The following is a 16,473-nucleotide window of genomic DNA, read 5'->3' on the forward strand; positions in this document are numbered from 1 at the left end:
TATGGTCATCACAGGAAACAAAGGCGGTAGCCAGCGGCCACCTACGCCCACAGAATCCCCGGACAGCCTGCATTCTACCGCCAAAGCTAAAATATTATTGGCCCTGGGTGAAGGGGAATTTGCGGGCGAATTAGACGGCACCCGTATTTATTTGGATGGCACCCCGCTTAATAATGCAGACGGCAGCGCTAATTTTACCGGTGTCACCTGGGACTACCGCCCCGGCACCCCATCGCAAGACTACATTACCGGGATGCCGAACGTTGAAAATGAAGTTACGGTCAACACCGAGTTAAAGGCCGACACCCCGTGGGTGCGGGCTATCAGCAACACCCAGTTATCTGCGCTGCGTATTCGATTTAGCTGGCCGGCGCTGCAACGTCAGACTGATAACGGCGATGTTAACGGCACTCGCGTTGAGTATGAGATAGAGATGGCGACCGATGGCGGGGCTTACCATACTGTCCTCAAGACCACAGTGGAGGGCAAAACCAGTACAGGGTATCAGCGTTCACACCGTATTAACTTGCCTGACGCGAAAACCGGTTGGCAACTCCGTGTCCGTCGTCTGACACCGAACAGCACCAGTAACCGACTCGCCGATAACATGCACATTGAGGCATTGGCCGAAATCATTGATGCCAAGTTGCGTTATCCCAACACCGCTCTGCTGTATATCGAATTTGATGCCAGCCAGTTTCAGCACATTCCCGTGATTGCCTGTGAGCCCAAGATGCGTACAATACGGGTGCCCACGACCTACGACCCCGCAACGAGGACGTATAAGGGCACGTGGGATGGCACTTTCAAATGGGCGTACAGCAATAATCCGGCCTGGGTGTTCTATGATATTTTGCTCGCCGACCGCTTCGGTCTCGGCCATCGGTTAACCGCTGCACAGGTGGATAAATGGGAGCTGTATCGCATCGCGCAATACTGTGACCAATTCGTCCCCGATGGCAAAGGGGGTAACGGGACCGAACCGCGCTTTCTGTGTGATGTTTACATCCAATCGCAGGCCGAGGCTTTTACCGTATTACGTGATTTGGCGGCGATATTTCGTGGCATGACGTACTGGGCGAATAATCAACTCTGTGCCCTGGCCGACATGCCCCGTGACCGAGATTACCTGTACACCCGTGCCAATGTCATCGACGGACGTTTTTCCTACTCGAGTAGCTCAGAAAAAAGCCGTTACAGTACGGCAATGGTCAGCTGGAGCGACCCGGCTAACAGCTATCAGGGTACCCTTGAAGCGGTCTCGGATGAAGCCTTGGTGCGACGCTATGGCATCAATCAACTGAGTACCACGGCAATCGGCTGTGTCCGTCAGACAGAAGCTCACCGGCGGGGTCGTTGGGCGCTGTTGACTAATGCCAAAGACCGCTTGGTGACCTTTGATGTCGGCTTGGATGGCGCTATTCCGTTACCAGGGCACATCATTGCGGTTGCCGATGAAATGTTATCAGGAAGAAAAAGTGGGGGGCGACTTCGTCATGCCGTCGGCTGCGACATCACCTTAGAGAGACCCGCTGACGTCAAACCCGGCGATCGGCTGCTGGTTAATCTGCCCAGTGGCACAGCTCAGGCTCGAACCGTCCACGCGGTTAACGGTCAACTTATCACCGTCAGTGTGGCTTACAGTGAAACGCCGCAACCGGAGGCGATTTGGTCGGTGGAGGCCGATGACGTAGCCCTTCAGCACTACCGGGTGACCCGTATCGAGGACAATAACGACAACACTTATCGCATTAATGCTGTCCAACATGACCCCGATAAATATGAACGTATCGACAGCGGCACGCGCCTCGACGAGCGGCCTATCAGTGTGATTCCGTTGACCCTTCAACCCCCTCCGACACACATCACGTTGACCAGCCATGCGGTGATTGCTCAAGGTTTAGCCGTCACCACTTTACAGGTTAATTGGCAGGCAGCCAGCGGTGCGACCGCTTACGACGCCCAATGGCGGCGGGATAAGGGCAACTGGACGCCGCTACTGCGGGTATTGACTTGCGGCTTTGAGGTGCCCAACAGTTATGCTGGGTGCTATCAGGCCAGAGTGAGAGCCATTAACGCGACGGGTAGCACCAGCCTGTGGGTCACGACGCCAGAAATCCCTCTCCAGGGGAAAGAAAATCCACCACCCCAACCGGTTGGCTTGACCACCACACCAATTGTGTTTGGCATCACGCTCAATTGGGCCTTTCCTGCGGGCGCCGAAGATACCTTAAAAACCGAGGTGGAATGCAGCCGTTTTGCTCATGACGCCCATCAGAAGCCACTGATTGACATTGCCTACCCGCAGCGTCATTACACGATGCAGGGTCTGGCTGCGGGGAGAACCTTTTACTTTCGTGCCCGTCTGGTCGATCGACTGGGCAATCAAGGCGCCTGGACACCGTGGGTGCAGGGGGCATCGAGTGACGATGCGGAGATGGTGCTCGATCACATCCGTGATGATATTATGACCACGCAGGCCGGTAAAAGACTGACCTCTCAACTCGATACCCTCATAAAAACCAGCCAGGCCAATGAAAGAAAACAGGAACACAGCCGTATCACACTCCAAAAGGAGGTCAAAGACCGGGTAGAAGAAACGCTGCTGCAGGTGAATGAGAGGCTAGAGCGACAAGATAAAACATTACAACGGTATAATCAGGGACTTAAATCACGCTTCAAAATAAGCCAATTACAAACGCAAGATGTGCAAAAGACCGCTACCCATCTGGATACCGCATTTATCACCTACAAAGAGGAAATGGACACGCAATTTGACCGTGCCAATGCTGATGTTCTAGCGGTCAGACAGGCGCAATCCGATACCCACCAGGCATTCAGCCTTTACCGCCTGGATATGACTGCTCGCTTTGACAAAAATGACGCACTGATAACCGACATCCACACCGCGCACGCCACAGCGACCCAGGCCCTGGCTGACTATCAAAACCGGATAGCCGCCCGATTTGGCAAAAATGAAACGGCGATAAGCCAGACTCAGCGTGCTCAAACCCTGGCAACCCAGGCGCTAGCGGAATATCAAAACATGATTACTGCACGATTCCGTGACAACGACGCCGTCATTGAAACCAAAGCCACAACACAATTTACCTCATCAGGCGGCAATGCCCTGTACAGCATCAAAGCGGGCATTCATCATCAGGGCAAATATTATGATGCGGGTATGGTGGTGGGTGTGGAAACCCAGGGTGGCAGTGTGAAATCACAAATAGGCTTTAATGCGGATAATTTTATTCTGTTAAGCGGTCAGAACGGCAAAAAGTTCTCACCCTTTGCGGTAAAAAATAATCAAGTCTTTATACGCGAAGGCTTTATTCAAGATGCGACCATTGACACGGCTAAAATAAAAGAGGCCGCCATCACTAATACAAAAATTGGTGGGCCTCTCCAGTCGACCAACTGGGCAGCAGGCCGTTCAGGATGGAAAATAGAGAAAGCCGGACACGCTGAGTTTAACGATGCCACCTTCAGAGGGACGATATATGCCACCGATGGCTGGTTTAAAGGGACAGTGTCTGCGGATAAAATAGAAGGGGATATTCTGGACATGTCTCCTAATTTTTTTAAAACAAAAAAAGGCAGCATTCCCGATAGCCAATCTGTAATATTCCCTTTGTTTTATATAAAAAAAACAGCCTCACCACGAAGAGTGTTGCTATTAGGGAGAAAAGAGAAAGGGATAGCCTTGAGCGTATCACCTGATTGGGTCAGAGCAACGATAACCCGTGATGGCATGGATGTGCAATACCTTGGGAAAGCCGGGTCGGGGCTATTAGGAGAATATGTTAACGCTGTCAACGAAGATATTGATATCACCCTCCCGGCAGGTGAAGGGGAGGTATTAATTGGTTTAAGATTACAATCTACAAGGGGTAAGCTTAGAATGTTCAACTGGACGGCAAGCGGTGATATCTACACCATGAAAAACGCAGCCAGTATCAAAATAGCCTGATTAAAATAACTACCCGCCTATGAATTTTATCGTAGGTTAACAAATAGGAATAATTTTCCTTCGCATCAGACAATACTCTCCCGACCTGTTGGCTCATGGGTGTCTTGCACATCCTGTTAGCTATTAACTGTATTCAAACTCAAATCTGATTAGCAAGAAAATTAAGCCATGCTAATCGGTCATTTCGGTGGAGCTAGTATTGAAGCTATCTTTTGATATGGAAAGATAATTCTCTCATTGAAATTAAATGATATTAAATCAATGAGTTATTTTTTAACATAAATGGAGACCTAGCTTAGGTTCCTTGCTAATCAGGAAATTAAATTGTATAGCTATATCAAAGCAGGCCCCTCAGAAATTCTTGCAAAATTGTACATAGCGGAATTGAGCGCTATTCGCTTTAATCCCCATGTTAAAGCACAATATGGAGCGTTTATTGCTGCGTGGTAAGGCCAAAATATCAGTGTTAGGGGCAGCAATGCGCAAACTGGTACATCTTTGTTATGGCGTTTTACATAACCAGTACTCATATAGCAGGTGCCATGTAACGTGATCACTTTTGTTAATAAATATTATTTAATATCAATATGTTATTGCTTGTTTTTATAATCAACTTATACGGCCTCTGCTATACGATGTAAATTATAACCGTAACGATTAACAATCAAGACGGTAGCTTTCGCCCTGACAGCTATAGTACTAAATCAAGGTAGAAATATGTCTAAAAAACGGTCATGATTTCGCCTAGTTTCAAACGTAGATGAATTTAGGAAATATTTATTGTTACAAATTTTTCGATTCTATTTTATGAAAAATGCTTTTTCTGAAAGAATTTCATTCTTTTTTTTCTTACAATTCCTTATCTTAAAATAAAAAATTTAATGGGATAATTATGCCGTTAGTACATCCTTCTCCTACTATTGGTCTTACGCTGAGTCAATCTAATATACGTTTTAATATGACCGGTAACGGAGGTGTCAAATTTGAATTGACTTCTTGGGATACTCTTCAAGATTTTTTTCGTCGTCTATATGACATGTTGAGGGGAACAAACAGTTCACCAGATAACCTCCAGGAGCAGCTCAATAAATTACAAACGCGTTTAGATAATCCTCATTTAGAGATATCTCATAATCCATTTAAAGGAGTATTTGATCCATTTATTGATCTAAAAAATCTGCTTCCAGGAAAAATGCAAAAAGAATTTTCTGTAATCATTGACTATAATCAAACGGATCTTTCTGCTGGTAATATTTCTGTCAGTATAAAATATGATAATTACCTATTAAAGACAATTGTAGTAGAGAATGCTGTACGCTTAAATAACGATGATATTAAAGAATATATTGAAGAGCATTTCAATGTCGTGACATCTGAATATAATTTTTCTGGAAACTTTCCTATTGAAAATGCTAATACTGATTTAGAGGGAATAAGAAAACGATCTGAACAGTATTTAGAGAAAAGTAAAGAAAAGCACATGTCAGTACCCGATCAGATATTACAAGATCACAAGAACCTGAGAAAAGACATCTGCCAATTTCTTTTACGCTTTCGTATGGATACTAATATATTAATTAGGTCTCAGTCATCTCTTTCTAGAGTCGAACAGACAGAACTAGAAAACGAAATTCAAGTTTATTTATTTCAGGTGGAAGAAGATTTTTCTAGAAAATTAGATAACATTTTGAATGTTAAGGAAGCTATAGAATCGGGCATACCTAATAAAGAATTAATCGAATGTATTAAAGAGGTTAATCAAATACAAATTTCTTTTTTTAAAGAAAAATTAAATAACTCGATAATAAATGAAAAAGATTCGGATCCTATAGATAAATTCGTTGAAGTTCTTTCTGAAAAAAATAGACTTTATATGTGTATAGATTCTACTCTCCTTTTAGAAGAGATAGATAAAAAGACAATACTCTCTAAGATTCAAAATGAAATAGATTCTCTTGCTATCTGTATTTTTAAAAGAAATTTATTTAAATTTAAACCAGATAAAGAAGATAAAGAAGATAAAGAAGAATACATGTATTCCTCAATATTGAAATTATCTGATAATCTTGTTGCAGCATTTGAAAATAAAAATTTAAGTGAAAAAACAAAAAATGAAATGCTAAATCTTGCTCAACAAGAAATACTTCATATATGTACAATTGTGGATCCCTCTACAATAGAAGAATATAGAGTATTATTAGATACATTAATAAAATGTCGTATATCCATACATAAGAATATGTCATTAAATGACGCTGATAAAGATAAACTTAAAAATATTTTTAACGAAGAAATAAAGACTACAGCTCGCAAGATTTTTGATGAACAATCACGTATATCACCAAGGAAAGATGACGATACTATAGAAGATCTTGTTTCTTGGCATATTGCATTTAATGAATATATAAAATCTGCATCTTGTATAATTCATGATCCTCGTTTAGAGGAAGGCATTAAAGAAATTCTTAGTTCTGATATTGATGAAATTAATGCAATAACATTAAAGTTTATTCTATCTAAAGTGAGAGATAAACTAGAAAATGCCAAGGCAGCCGAAGATTATAATGCTTTATGGAAAACCTATGAGAAACTCTTTAAGTATCCAGCACCAATAGAAATTACAAATAAGTACTTAGAAATAAAGGGCGAGATACTTGAGCATATTTTCAAACCTTTTCAATTTTTACCCATAATGGAAGAAAAAGAAGCAACACCAAAACATATTGGCTGGTTAGACCGTTACATTACAATGTTGGGCAAGAATACTATTATTAACTATCCAAATTTAGGTGAGAATATAAAGCATTTTATTGATATTAAAAAGAAAGAAATAGTTAGTGATAGATGGAGTTCTATTCTCAATAGAATACAAAACGAAGTAGAAAAAACAAGTAGTATAGACGATCTTAATCATTTGAGAAAACAATGTAATGACTGTATTCAGTTTATAGAAAATGATAGTATTACTCGTCTAATCAAAAAAATAGAAGAAACTATAATTGGCCGTGAAATTTATCTTATCTTTCTAAAGAAATTAGATAAAAAATAAACTGATCAAATAATTTTTAAAAAATTCATAAAAGGAAGTGAATATTTTTTTGCACAACTCAATCAGGATATTGACGCCTTACTTCAACGGAATAGTAATAAATCGAAAATAGACTCCGCCATAGGGATACAACATTTCATTGATAATATTTTAAAAACATCCCCTCCGCAGACTCGAGGATAAGATCTTATCAAGAGTCTCTCTATAAATTGTGGAAAACATTGAAAAATACAATAGTGGAAATCAGTGGTCACTCTGAAGAGTATGCAGACAATATCTTATGTAGTATGCAAATAACAATGAAGGCAATGAATCAACGTATAGAGGAGTACCGTATGGAAGAGTCTAAATTTAGTGCTACTTATCAGCAACATGGTGAAAGATATACACCCATATTGACTTGAAGATGCTAGTTTTTTAGAGAGTGTTGATAGTTTTGCGTCAGGATAAATTGCTAGGATCATAGTAAGGTTATTATTGAGTCTTCATTAAAAGTCAATTGAGACAATGCCAAATTCTGTTCATGAATCGGCATTGTCTCTTTTTTTTTGAGCATTAAGGAAACCCGAATTAAAGATAATATGGCTTTGTGAAAATGTCTAAGTGTAGAAAATGACTGTGTCGTATTTGTGTCGTCACTGAACCGCGTTGAATGCCGTTCAAGGGCATTAGAGTGCACTTAATGACAAAAACCAAGAAGCAAAAGATAGCATTACCGATGTCTATGAAACAGGTTTCAAACAAGGCTACCTTGGATGCTGGGAAAATGAGTTATTTTACGATGAATGACAGAAAGGAACCTTCGCTCGGTGCAAGACGATAGGTCGAAATGAAGAGGCAACATATTGATAAATAATGGCTGAAAAGTTGTGCTTTGTCGTGTTTTGTCGCCTATTATATAAGCAATAATATTTTATCTTTTTGTTTTTAATGGGTTATTTTATCACAGGGGTAATATATAGGCGATATAACGTTTCCTGTATTGGCACGGTCAAGGGAGACAAATTAATATTGCGTTCCTGTTTTGCTCCTAAAGTAATACGAATCGGATTGAACATCATTTCAGGTTTTTGGATCCGCCCTATCGGCGTTTTGCGTTCTGGATCCTGTCCCGGATTTTCAATACGTTCTAATGTCACTGTTAAATAGAGTGGTGTATCACCTTTGTTGATCACCCTGATTATTTGATCTGTCTGTAATGCTTCTACAGTAGTGCGAGTTGGCATCACCAGTAGTTGTGTCTGTACCTTTGTAGTAAAAAAAAGTAATAGTGTAATACTAAGTAATAACCCTTTGAGTTTCATCATTTTTCCTTCTGTTTTTCAGTAAATGTATCAGGTTGACAAAAATAATAATGGCCAGATTGTTGACTCATATCACAGAGATAAAACGCCGATTTATGCTTAATTGTGAGGTATTTCAATACGAGGTCAGATATTGATGGAAAACATGCCATTGGGATAAACAATATCGCCTGTCTCTTGGACAATACCCTCTATCGGCTGACGATTGGCATCAACAAAAAAACCATAATAAAGCAGACTTAATTTGACGTTAGCTGCTACCGAAAATACCTGGCCCGGGTGAGCTTGCACGATATTTGCGGGGAGCTGCACCGCTATATCATGCAAGCTTCCCTCGCTCTGCGTACGGACAAAGGCGTGATCCTGGTAGCGAGAGATTGGCACCGCATAGGTTCCACCATTTGCAACTGGAGAACCTTCAACGTTGAAGCTATAAGCGGTTCCTGCCAAACGGGGTACTTTCACCAGCATTGCCACGCCACTGTAATTGCTACGCCCCAAGGCAATACCACTGGTATTGGCTGCCAATATACTATCGTAATGAAAACTGCTACTGGCTACCTGGTTATTGAGAGCAACTCGTAGTCCTACATTTCCTCGGGTACCATTGCGGTGAATATCACTGCTAAAATAATAATCGCGCTCCAGGGTTTCACTCTCGACATTGAGAGTAGTAACACCATAGTTATCGTTGAATTGCCGCTGATATTGGGTATGAGTTGCCACTTGTTTATCTCTGTACAGGGTATCAATGCTCAAATCACTGTGATTAAAGGTCAGTCTGGCATTGGCAAATAGAGAATAATTCGCGCCGTTTTTCTCTGCTCTGACAGTAAACACCGTATTGAAAGCCGGTTGCATCCATTGCCAACTGCTCTCTATACTCTGTTGTAGTGACACCAAAATTAAATAACCCATTAAAAACAAATAGATAAAATATTTCTGCTTATATAATAGGCAACAAAACACGACAAAACACAACTTTTCAGTCACTATTTATCAATATGTTGCCTCTTCATTTCGACCTGTTCTTCTATGCTAAAAGTTCTGTACAAATTGACCATTCTGAATGGATAGCATGTCGGCTAAATATTTTCGATCAGGTGATTCATCTGCAGCTGTAGCAGGGTTTGTTAAAAATTTTTTAACATGCTCACGAAATTCAAGTTGTACATAATGATCGATCCAATCCGAAATAATATCTTGGTTTTTATAATTCATTATTCCATGATGGTTCCATTTCTCTCCAACGTTACTAGGTGATGGACTACGAAAAACACGATCTCCTGTAGTAGATTGCATCATACATATAAGAATAGCATATTCGTCCGCTACTCTTAGATAGTGATAATTACTATCATGCATTTCTTCACTGTTTGGGTCAACTCGCTCAGTACAATAAGAATATACTTGAACAGTAACATATCTGTTAGTGTGTCCTATTTTTTTGTGCTTTTCTCCTTTTCTAACCCTATTTTGTACATCAATCATTCTAACTTCTTCACTTTTTTCATCATAGGTCAAATTTCCAAGTTTAATATCTGTTATATAAATACCGTTGGTATGCAATTTTTTTAATTCGAATAACACATTCGTAAAACTCATAATACCAATAATAATTTTATCATCGAATATTAATCTATATAAGTTATCACCTGCATTACGCATAATTATCAAACCATGATCTACCACTAAACCATCTATTATGGCATTTAGCTCTGATAACTCGTTATAATATTTATTATTCTCATGTTTGAATTCGTTAAAATGACCAAGGTCAGAAGAATTATCAGGAAGGTTATCTTGAGATTCTAAGTTAGGGATTAACGTCACAAATCGGTGATCCATTTTTTTTACCTGTTTAGACTTTCCTGTTAATTTACTTTCTGGCTCTGTACCTGGTGCATAAATAACACTCTTACAATACTTTTTCTCCACATCATAATAATATATTATACCCTCATGTTTAAGATAAGTACCGGCATATACTAATTTCACAAATTCCTTCATAGTATTGATAGCATGATTTTTTATTTCTACTAATCTTTTTCCATACGGGATGAAATAATTTCTAATTTTTTCATCCATTATTTTTTTGATTGGTATTATTAATTCTTCTGTATCTAGCATAGTTTGATTAAAGCCTAAAAGACTATTTTGGATAAATTGACTAGAATGCTCTGAGATAGACTCAGTATGAATAGACACTCCAGAAATGGAAAACACCATTTTACCCTCTCCTACAGAGACCATAAATTTATCTTTTTTATTATGAGGAGCTAAATCTCTTATTTGAGAAAAAATCATTAAATTACATATATTTCTAAACGTTACTATTTTAAATTTATTTTCATTTTTTTATGTAGCTTATTATATAATAAATTAAATTCTTCTAATTTATTAGCATCTTTTATAAGATATGAATCAGAATTTGGGATGGATAAATTATGTTCTAAAAAAATATTTAGTATTATGGCATGAGAAGTATTATCAATAACCTGACTGAAAATAGATTTTCCATTGATATAGAATATTATTCCTCCATGATTATTTAGAAAAACTGTACATTTGTCTTTTTTATCATTTGTAGCCATATTGATCATAGCTGAAAAAATTATTAATTTTTCGATACTATCGTCTTCTCTCCCCTCCGAATTTTTATGTAATTCATCATATAATTGCTCAAGTTTCGCTTTTCCGCTTTGATTTCCAAATAAATCAAAAAAATCACAAAGAAAAGTAAATATCCCCCGGCAAAGCCGGGGGCTTTAATTATTAGCCCCTAGAAGAGGCCAACAAACCTTGAACCGCCTGAAGGCGGTCATTACATCCTAAGCTTCAATTGTTCATAATGATTGTCTTGTTTTTCTTGGTATCGAATGTAAGCTCGTATCAGCTCTTCGTTCAAACCCACTGTAGATACAAAGTAACCTCTAGCCCAAAAATTCTCACCACTATAATTCCGGACTTTACCCATAAACCGTCGTACGATTGAGATTGCACTTTTTCCTTTTAGATAACCCATTACATATGACACTGAATATTTCGGCGGAATACTTATGCAAATATGGATATGATCAATCATCAAATGTCCTTCAATAATTTTGCATTCCTTCTGACTTGCTAACTCGTGAAACATCTCACCGAGATGCTTTCTAATTTCACCAAATATTGTTTTTTTACGGCCTTTCGGGATAAAAACAATGTGATACTTACAATCCCATTTCGTATGGCTAAGACTCTGGTAATCTTTCATTTGAATTTCCTATCTCTTGGTCGAGATAGAAGATTCGGGTGACCGCACCACACGGTCAAACCTTACGGAGTCCCCCGGCAAAGCCGGGGGATTACCTAATTTTATTCATATGCATAGCTTTTTCTGTATTGCCACTCAGACTACCCTCTAGTCCTTCATAGCTTACTTCTACAAATGTACTTCTACTCCTAATCATGTCTGCCTTCTATTAAACTATTTGTCACAAAAACCATCTCATTATTAATTAGACTCTTCTTGAAAAAATTATCTTCTAATAAAATGTATTTTATTTATAGTAAATTTTTTTCATTTTGCAGGTCAATGAACTATTCAGAGTGAGAGTACGAGTTGGCAAAAAATGAACAAATTGATTAATATTTAATCTAACTAGCACCTAAGAAGTCATGCTGTCTTCCATTTAACTGAATTAATAAAATGTAAATTATGCGTATTTTTAGATTAAAAAACATTCGTGCTCTCACCCTGATTCAATTGTGTAACTACCTATTCATCATAAATACTTTTATACTTGTTATAAGTATTGCGTGCCTGACGCACGTTTTATACGGGCGGTGACTATTATATGTACGATTGAAAAGGTTATTTTAAGCAATAGTCAGCGAAAAAATTTGAAAAGTTAAATCAATAGACTTGTTGCCTAATAAAAAAAGAACGGTTTTTAGGCATTTTTTGCATTACCTTGTGCGAAAAAATCGCGTAGAAGCCCTTCTATGGTGCCTATTGTTGCTTAACAAGCAACAAGTTTGCTGTTCCCAATCAGAAACAGAGTCTTGCCTGTGCCACTTTAGCAACGTGCAGAGTTTTCCTAATTCATTATAGCTAGGCGACGACAACTAGTACCTATTAAGCTCAAATTACCCACTTTGGAATCAACGTCTCCTTGATAGCGTACATCCATATAAAACAGCATTCGACTGACATCACCTTTGACATTATCGGCAGGCTCAAAACTGTCGCGATCTATTTTATTCTCCGGTGACTCTGCCAAGGGGGGTGCCGCCCCAATCAAAATCCTTGTTCCAGCGTGTATTATTCACGCTGATATCAGCCGGTCGTAAATGGTGAATATCAGTATAAGCAAATTGATTGGGTTTAGGTGCCCTACCATCTTCAAAAGGCTCACAGTATATGTAACAGACAGCACACTCACTCGTTCCGTGGATGGAGGCAGGACTGACTAAAATGCTTTTTTATTAGACAAACAGCGGCAATATTGACGTATAATGGCACAAATGACAGGTCAAAATGAAAAGGCAACGTATTGATAAATAGTGAATTAAAAATCGTGTTTTGTCGTCTTTTATTGCCTGCCATTTAAGCAAAAAATATTTTATCTGATTGTTTTCAATGTGCTATTTAATATTGTGGTTACTAATAGATTTAGTTCCTGGACGATTAGCCATGGGCATTTAAAAGCCGTACAGGCAAGCGGGATTATCAACAAGGATTTTTTTACGTATTTCTTTTGAGGGAACCCATTCTTGCAATAATCTCAAGATATACTGATCGTCGACAACCCTAAACGGACTTGGCTCTGTCGTTGAATTTCCACATGTTCGACGGGTATGCGGCCAGTCACTTGCCCACAGCATACGATCAGGATGTGCCTCAATAAATGCACTTGCAAAAGGTAACACGTCGGAATAATCAGGAACAGCTTGTGAAATACGATAGGGGGCGGAAAGTTTCACATACACTTTACCGGTTTGTACAAGTTCAAGAATAGACAAAAAATCAGGCTGGTTAAGCCCTTTTTTCGGCTGAATCATAGCGAAATGATCCAAAACAACGTGCACCGGAAGCGTCGAAATCTGGTTTATAGAAGCAGCGATTACATGCGACGATGCATAGATTTGAATATGCCATCCATAAGGCGCGATGCGTGTAGCAAGTGAATTTAGCTCACGGTGTGCAGCTTGTGGGCTGCGTACACCAATCGATTCCAAGTTCATCCGTACCCCGCGTACACCATTTATGGTGAGCATTGAAAGCTCTTTATCGGAAGTTTTTTCATCAATAACTACGACACCACGTGCGATATTTCCGAGCTGTTGTAGTGCGGCAACCAGACAGCGATTATCTGATCCATAGAAACTGGGTTGAATTAGTACAACACGCGACATGTGTAGTGTAGACAAATGCGCCTGTAAATCCGCAACCTGTGCTTCTGGTGGTGTATAAGCACGAGAGGATAGCATAGGGTAGCGATCTTGTGACCCTATGACATGAACATGAGAATCACATGCATCCCAGGGAATCAGAAATCTCTTTTTATGATCTAATGTTGTTTCTTGAGGTGTTGGTATTGGCATGGTGATTCTCAAAATTAAAGGCAATATCATTAATTTCTGATGATGGCATAAAATAAACTAGATCCATTGATAAAGAACAATATTTTACAAAAGTAAGTGATTCCAATTCTTTAGCCAAGCTAAGCAGCATTTTATCAGAAAGATTTGCTTTTACATCAAAAAAATCAGAAAATTGTTCGAATAGAGGGCTAAATTCAGTATGTTTTTTGATATCTTTATGAGTTAAAGCTTTGAACTAATTTTATTCTATCCTTCCATTTTGTATAAACAGGAACTGCATGCGGTGATTTTTTTTGTAAGGTTTGCAGATAATTAATTCATTGGGAAAAAACATCACACTAAGAATGTTACTTTTTCACTGTCTAGTTTTAGTCCTCCTTTTAGATTATTCTGGCCCAATAAATTTGGACACTAGAAAAGGCAAACACTTTCCTGTAAAGACAAATTATCAGAAGGTGTCTACAGAAGAATCTAGCACGAGTTTCGCACTGAGCCAGCGGTATTAGGCTAATAGTAATATTGTATGGTCAATAATGGCGTATTTGGTGACATTCCATTTTTTCTGATAAGCATGTAGTAACTCAAACTTAATCTGACAGACACAGATTAAGTTTGAGTTACTACACTAATTGGCGTTTAACCTCGAGCCGACATCCTTGATAACGATAGTCGCGCAAAAATGTTTTTGTGTGACAATGAGTACTGCGACAACGATAACACTGAATCTCTCGTATGTACCCGGATTTCATAATGTCGTCTCCATTGCAGGCAGGACAGATAACTTTTTCGTAACAGGCCATCTCTAAAATCTACCAAATACAAATGAATGTACCACGGATAAATTACAGATCTAGCCCACTACCAAAATTCGATTACCGACCACATTAGGTTATTCGTAACCTATCCCACATGGGGCTCGTATCTTAAACAATACATTAATCAAGATAGATGAGTTTAAATAATTCTTTACTCGCAAATGATTCTAATGACGGATCTTCTGGATAAATACTCAAAAGTGGTAAAAATACAGAACCACCGATAATACTTCTGCTCTCTTCCTTTTCTGGCTTGATCCCCCAGACATTTTGATATGTCATAGGTGTAACTTTACCATTAACTTTAGCATTGCCCGTATACAACATCACGTGCCCCTTTATATAGATGATGGTAGTAAATGGTTTTCCGTTTCTTACCAGATATGCCAATCTGCCTGCACTATCGTAGTGGCTAAGGTCTATTTGTCGTCCTACCTTAGCCTGATTAGTCGAGCTTCTAGGAAAAAACACACCAAAAGGCAGCATCAGATTACGAATTTCTGCAGAACAATCGTTATTTAAATAAAGGTTTCCCCAACCATAGGGTTTTCCATGCATAGATTTAATCAATTTGGCAAAATTTTTAGGGGTTGTTTTTATTGGCATAAGTGAAAACGCGTCTTCTGTAACAACAGAATAAGCTATTTTTGCATAACCTTCTTCATTTCTAATCGGTATCACTACCAAATTACCCTTTGTCTCATCACTCTTTATTGGAAGTAGTGTCCCTATCTTCGCAATAAATCTAAAATGACCTTGTAAATCATTGACTGATACAGGCTCTTTTGTAAAAGCCCCCAATGCTTGTTCAGCATAAGCTCTCCACTGTGAGATAAATTTTTCGTCTGTTTTAGCTAAATCATTATTCTTCACCCAGCCTGTAACCGATGGAGAAATAATCAGTTTCCATGCTTTATCTTTACTTTCGCCGAAAATATAAACTGGTGTACCAGGCTTAACAGATGAAATCTGCAGCATATCAAATGGATAGCCCTCTCCTGCCTTTTTGAAATCATCAAATGCTGGCGTTTCAGTCGGAAGTATTCTTACTGAAGACTCGGTAATCATTATCGCTCTGTTGTGGGAATTAAATTGCTTATCAATATCAATACTTGCATTTTCTCTTAACCATTGTTTCCAAGAATTTGTCCTTTTTCTAAAGTTTTCTCCATAAACATGACTATTATTATTTGTGAATTTTTCAATAGATTTTTCCACGTCATTTTTTATTTTATTTTCACCCACGATGCCTAATTCTTTTGTAATAAAAGTAGGATTCCATGGTGACTCATCGTTTTCTGTAATACCAAAATAACGTGATTTAAGATAGGAAAAATACAAATTTTGGGATTTATCCATTAATATGGGGATATGGTAATTTTTTGCATTAGGGGGTATCCACGAATCAATATTTTGATCATATCCATCCAAAGGAAAAATTCTTTTTGTGGGATCTACGACATTATAGTTATAAACTGCTTTAGAATTGTGATCTTTTTCATCCATTCTGAGGCGTTGAATTTGAAAGATATAGCCAATCAACGCTAAAAATAAAATTATAGAAATAATTTTTTTCATAATTTTTACCAAATTTTTTATTAAACCAAAAGCATTCATAATGCTCTAAACACAATCATTCTGTCGTATTTTTTCACAGCACAAAATGATATATTGTGTAGCATAACCTGAGTTTCGAATAAGATGCTAATGTTTAATTAATGCGATTTGAGGCTTTGTCGAATT

General features: G+C 38.7%; 9 protein-coding genes and 3 pseudogenes. 4 read left to right on the plus strand and 8 right to left on the minus strand.

The genetic code is table 11. The features are described 5' to 3' along the window. Window position 1: 1 nt before the first annotated feature. The 4 genes and pseudogenes from CCS41_RS17365 to CCS41_RS02175 all read left to right on the plus strand — a co-directional run. Window positions 2-2,536, plus strand: a pseudogene (locus CCS41_RS17365) (TipJ family phage tail tip protein); the annotation flags it as partial. A 558-nt stretch (window positions 2,537-3,094) separates the two neighbouring features. After that, window positions 3,095-3,973 (plus strand): annotated as a pseudogene (locus CCS41_RS17370) (phage tail tip fiber protein); the annotation flags it as partial. Between the two features lie 339 nt (window positions 3,974-4,312). Further along, a pseudogene (locus CCS41_RS16280) lies at window positions 4,313-4,526 on the plus strand (IS110 family RNA-guided transposase); the annotation flags it as partial. 339 nt (window positions 4,527-4,865) lie between these two features. Next, the gene (locus tag CCS41_RS02175; RefSeq protein ID WP_119797130.1) at window positions 4,866-7,022 is read left to right on the plus strand and encodes a hypothetical protein; all 2,157 of its coding nucleotides are present in this window, start codon (window positions 4,866-4,868) and stop codon (window positions 7,020-7,022) included. A 935-nt stretch (window positions 7,023-7,957) separates the two neighbouring features. Here CCS41_RS02175 and CCS41_RS02180 read toward each other — a convergent pair. The 8 genes from CCS41_RS02180 to CCS41_RS02215 all read right to left on the minus strand — a co-directional run bounded on the left by CCS41_RS02180 (window position 7,958) and on the right by CCS41_RS02215 (window position 16,347). Beyond that, a complete protein-coding gene (locus CCS41_RS02180) occupies window positions 7,958-8,329 on the minus strand; it encodes a hypothetical protein (RefSeq protein WP_205411457.1) in 372 nt (123 codons plus the stop codon). A 123-nt stretch (window positions 8,330-8,452) separates the two neighbouring features. After that, window positions 8,453-9,244 (minus strand): hypothetical protein, encoded by a 792-nt coding sequence (locus CCS41_RS16285; RefSeq protein ID WP_240313805.1) that lies wholly within the window; start codon window positions 9,242-9,244, stop codon window positions 8,453-8,455. A 120-nt stretch (window positions 9,245-9,364) separates the two neighbouring features. Further along, window positions 9,365-10,633 carry a hypothetical protein gene (locus tag CCS41_RS02190; protein WP_119797131.1) on the minus strand — a complete coding sequence of 423 codons (1,269 nt, stop codon included), beginning with the start codon at window positions 10,631-10,633 and terminating at the stop codon, window positions 9,365-9,367. Between the two features lie 26 nt (window positions 10,634-10,659). Then, on the minus strand, window positions 10,660-10,920 hold the full coding sequence (locus CCS41_RS02195; RefSeq protein WP_119797132.1) for a hypothetical protein: 261 nt from the start codon (window positions 10,918-10,920) through the stop codon (window positions 10,660-10,662). Window positions 10,921-11,150: 230 nt separating this feature from the next. Further along, complete coding sequence (gene tnpA / locus CCS41_RS02200; protein ID WP_119797021.1) at window positions 11,151-11,582, minus strand: IS200/IS605 family transposase; 432 nt, start codon at window positions 11,580-11,582, stop codon at window positions 11,151-11,153. A gap of 826 nt (window positions 11,583-12,408) precedes the next feature. Then, complete coding sequence (locus CCS41_RS17525) at window positions 12,409-12,612, minus strand: endonuclease (protein WP_205411458.1); 204 nt, start codon at window positions 12,610-12,612, stop codon at window positions 12,409-12,411. Window positions 12,613-13,012: 400 nt separating this feature from the next. Next, window positions 13,013-13,927 (minus strand): amidohydrolase family protein, encoded by a 915-nt coding sequence (locus CCS41_RS02210; protein ID WP_205411459.1) that lies wholly within the window; start codon window positions 13,925-13,927, stop codon window positions 13,013-13,015. Between the two features lie 923 nt (window positions 13,928-14,850). Then, window positions 14,851-16,347: an SH3 domain-containing C40 family peptidase gene (locus CCS41_RS02215; protein ID WP_083429675.1), complete on the minus strand. Its 1,497-nt coding sequence runs from the start codon at window positions 16,345-16,347 to the stop codon at window positions 14,851-14,853. Window positions 16,348-16,473: the final 126 nt, after the last annotated feature.

This window comes from Candidatus Fukatsuia symbiotica (assembly GCF_003122425.1).
GTDB classification, from domain to species: Bacteria; Pseudomonadota; Gammaproteobacteria; order Enterobacterales; family Enterobacteriaceae; genus Fukatsuia; species Fukatsuia symbiotica.

Coding starts and splice junctions, on each gene's coding strand:
- CCS41_RS02175 (WP_119797130.1), top strand. CDS start 4,866: ATGCCGTTAGTACATCCTTCTCCTACTATTGGTCTTACGCTGAGTCAA.
- CCS41_RS02180 (WP_205411457.1), bottom strand. CDS start 8,329: ATGATGAAACTCAAAGGGTTATTACTTAGTATTACACTATTACTTTTT.
- CCS41_RS16285 (WP_240313805.1), bottom strand. CDS start 9,244: ATGGGTTATTTAATTTTGGTGTCACTACAACAGAGTATAGAGAGCAGT.
- CCS41_RS02190 (WP_119797131.1), bottom strand. CDS start 10,633: ATGATTTTTTCTCAAATAAGAGATTTAGCTCCTCATAATAAAAAAGAT.
- CCS41_RS02195 (WP_119797132.1), bottom strand. CDS start 10,920: ATGGCTACAAATGATAAAAAAGACAAATGTACAGTTTTTCTAAATAAT.
- tnpA (WP_119797021.1), bottom strand. CDS start 11,582: ATGAAAGATTACCAGAGTCTTAGCCATACGAAATGGGATTGTAAGTAT.
- CCS41_RS02215 (WP_083429675.1), bottom strand. CDS start 16,347: ATGAATGCTTTTGGTTTAATAAAAAATTTGGTAAAAATTATGAAAAAA.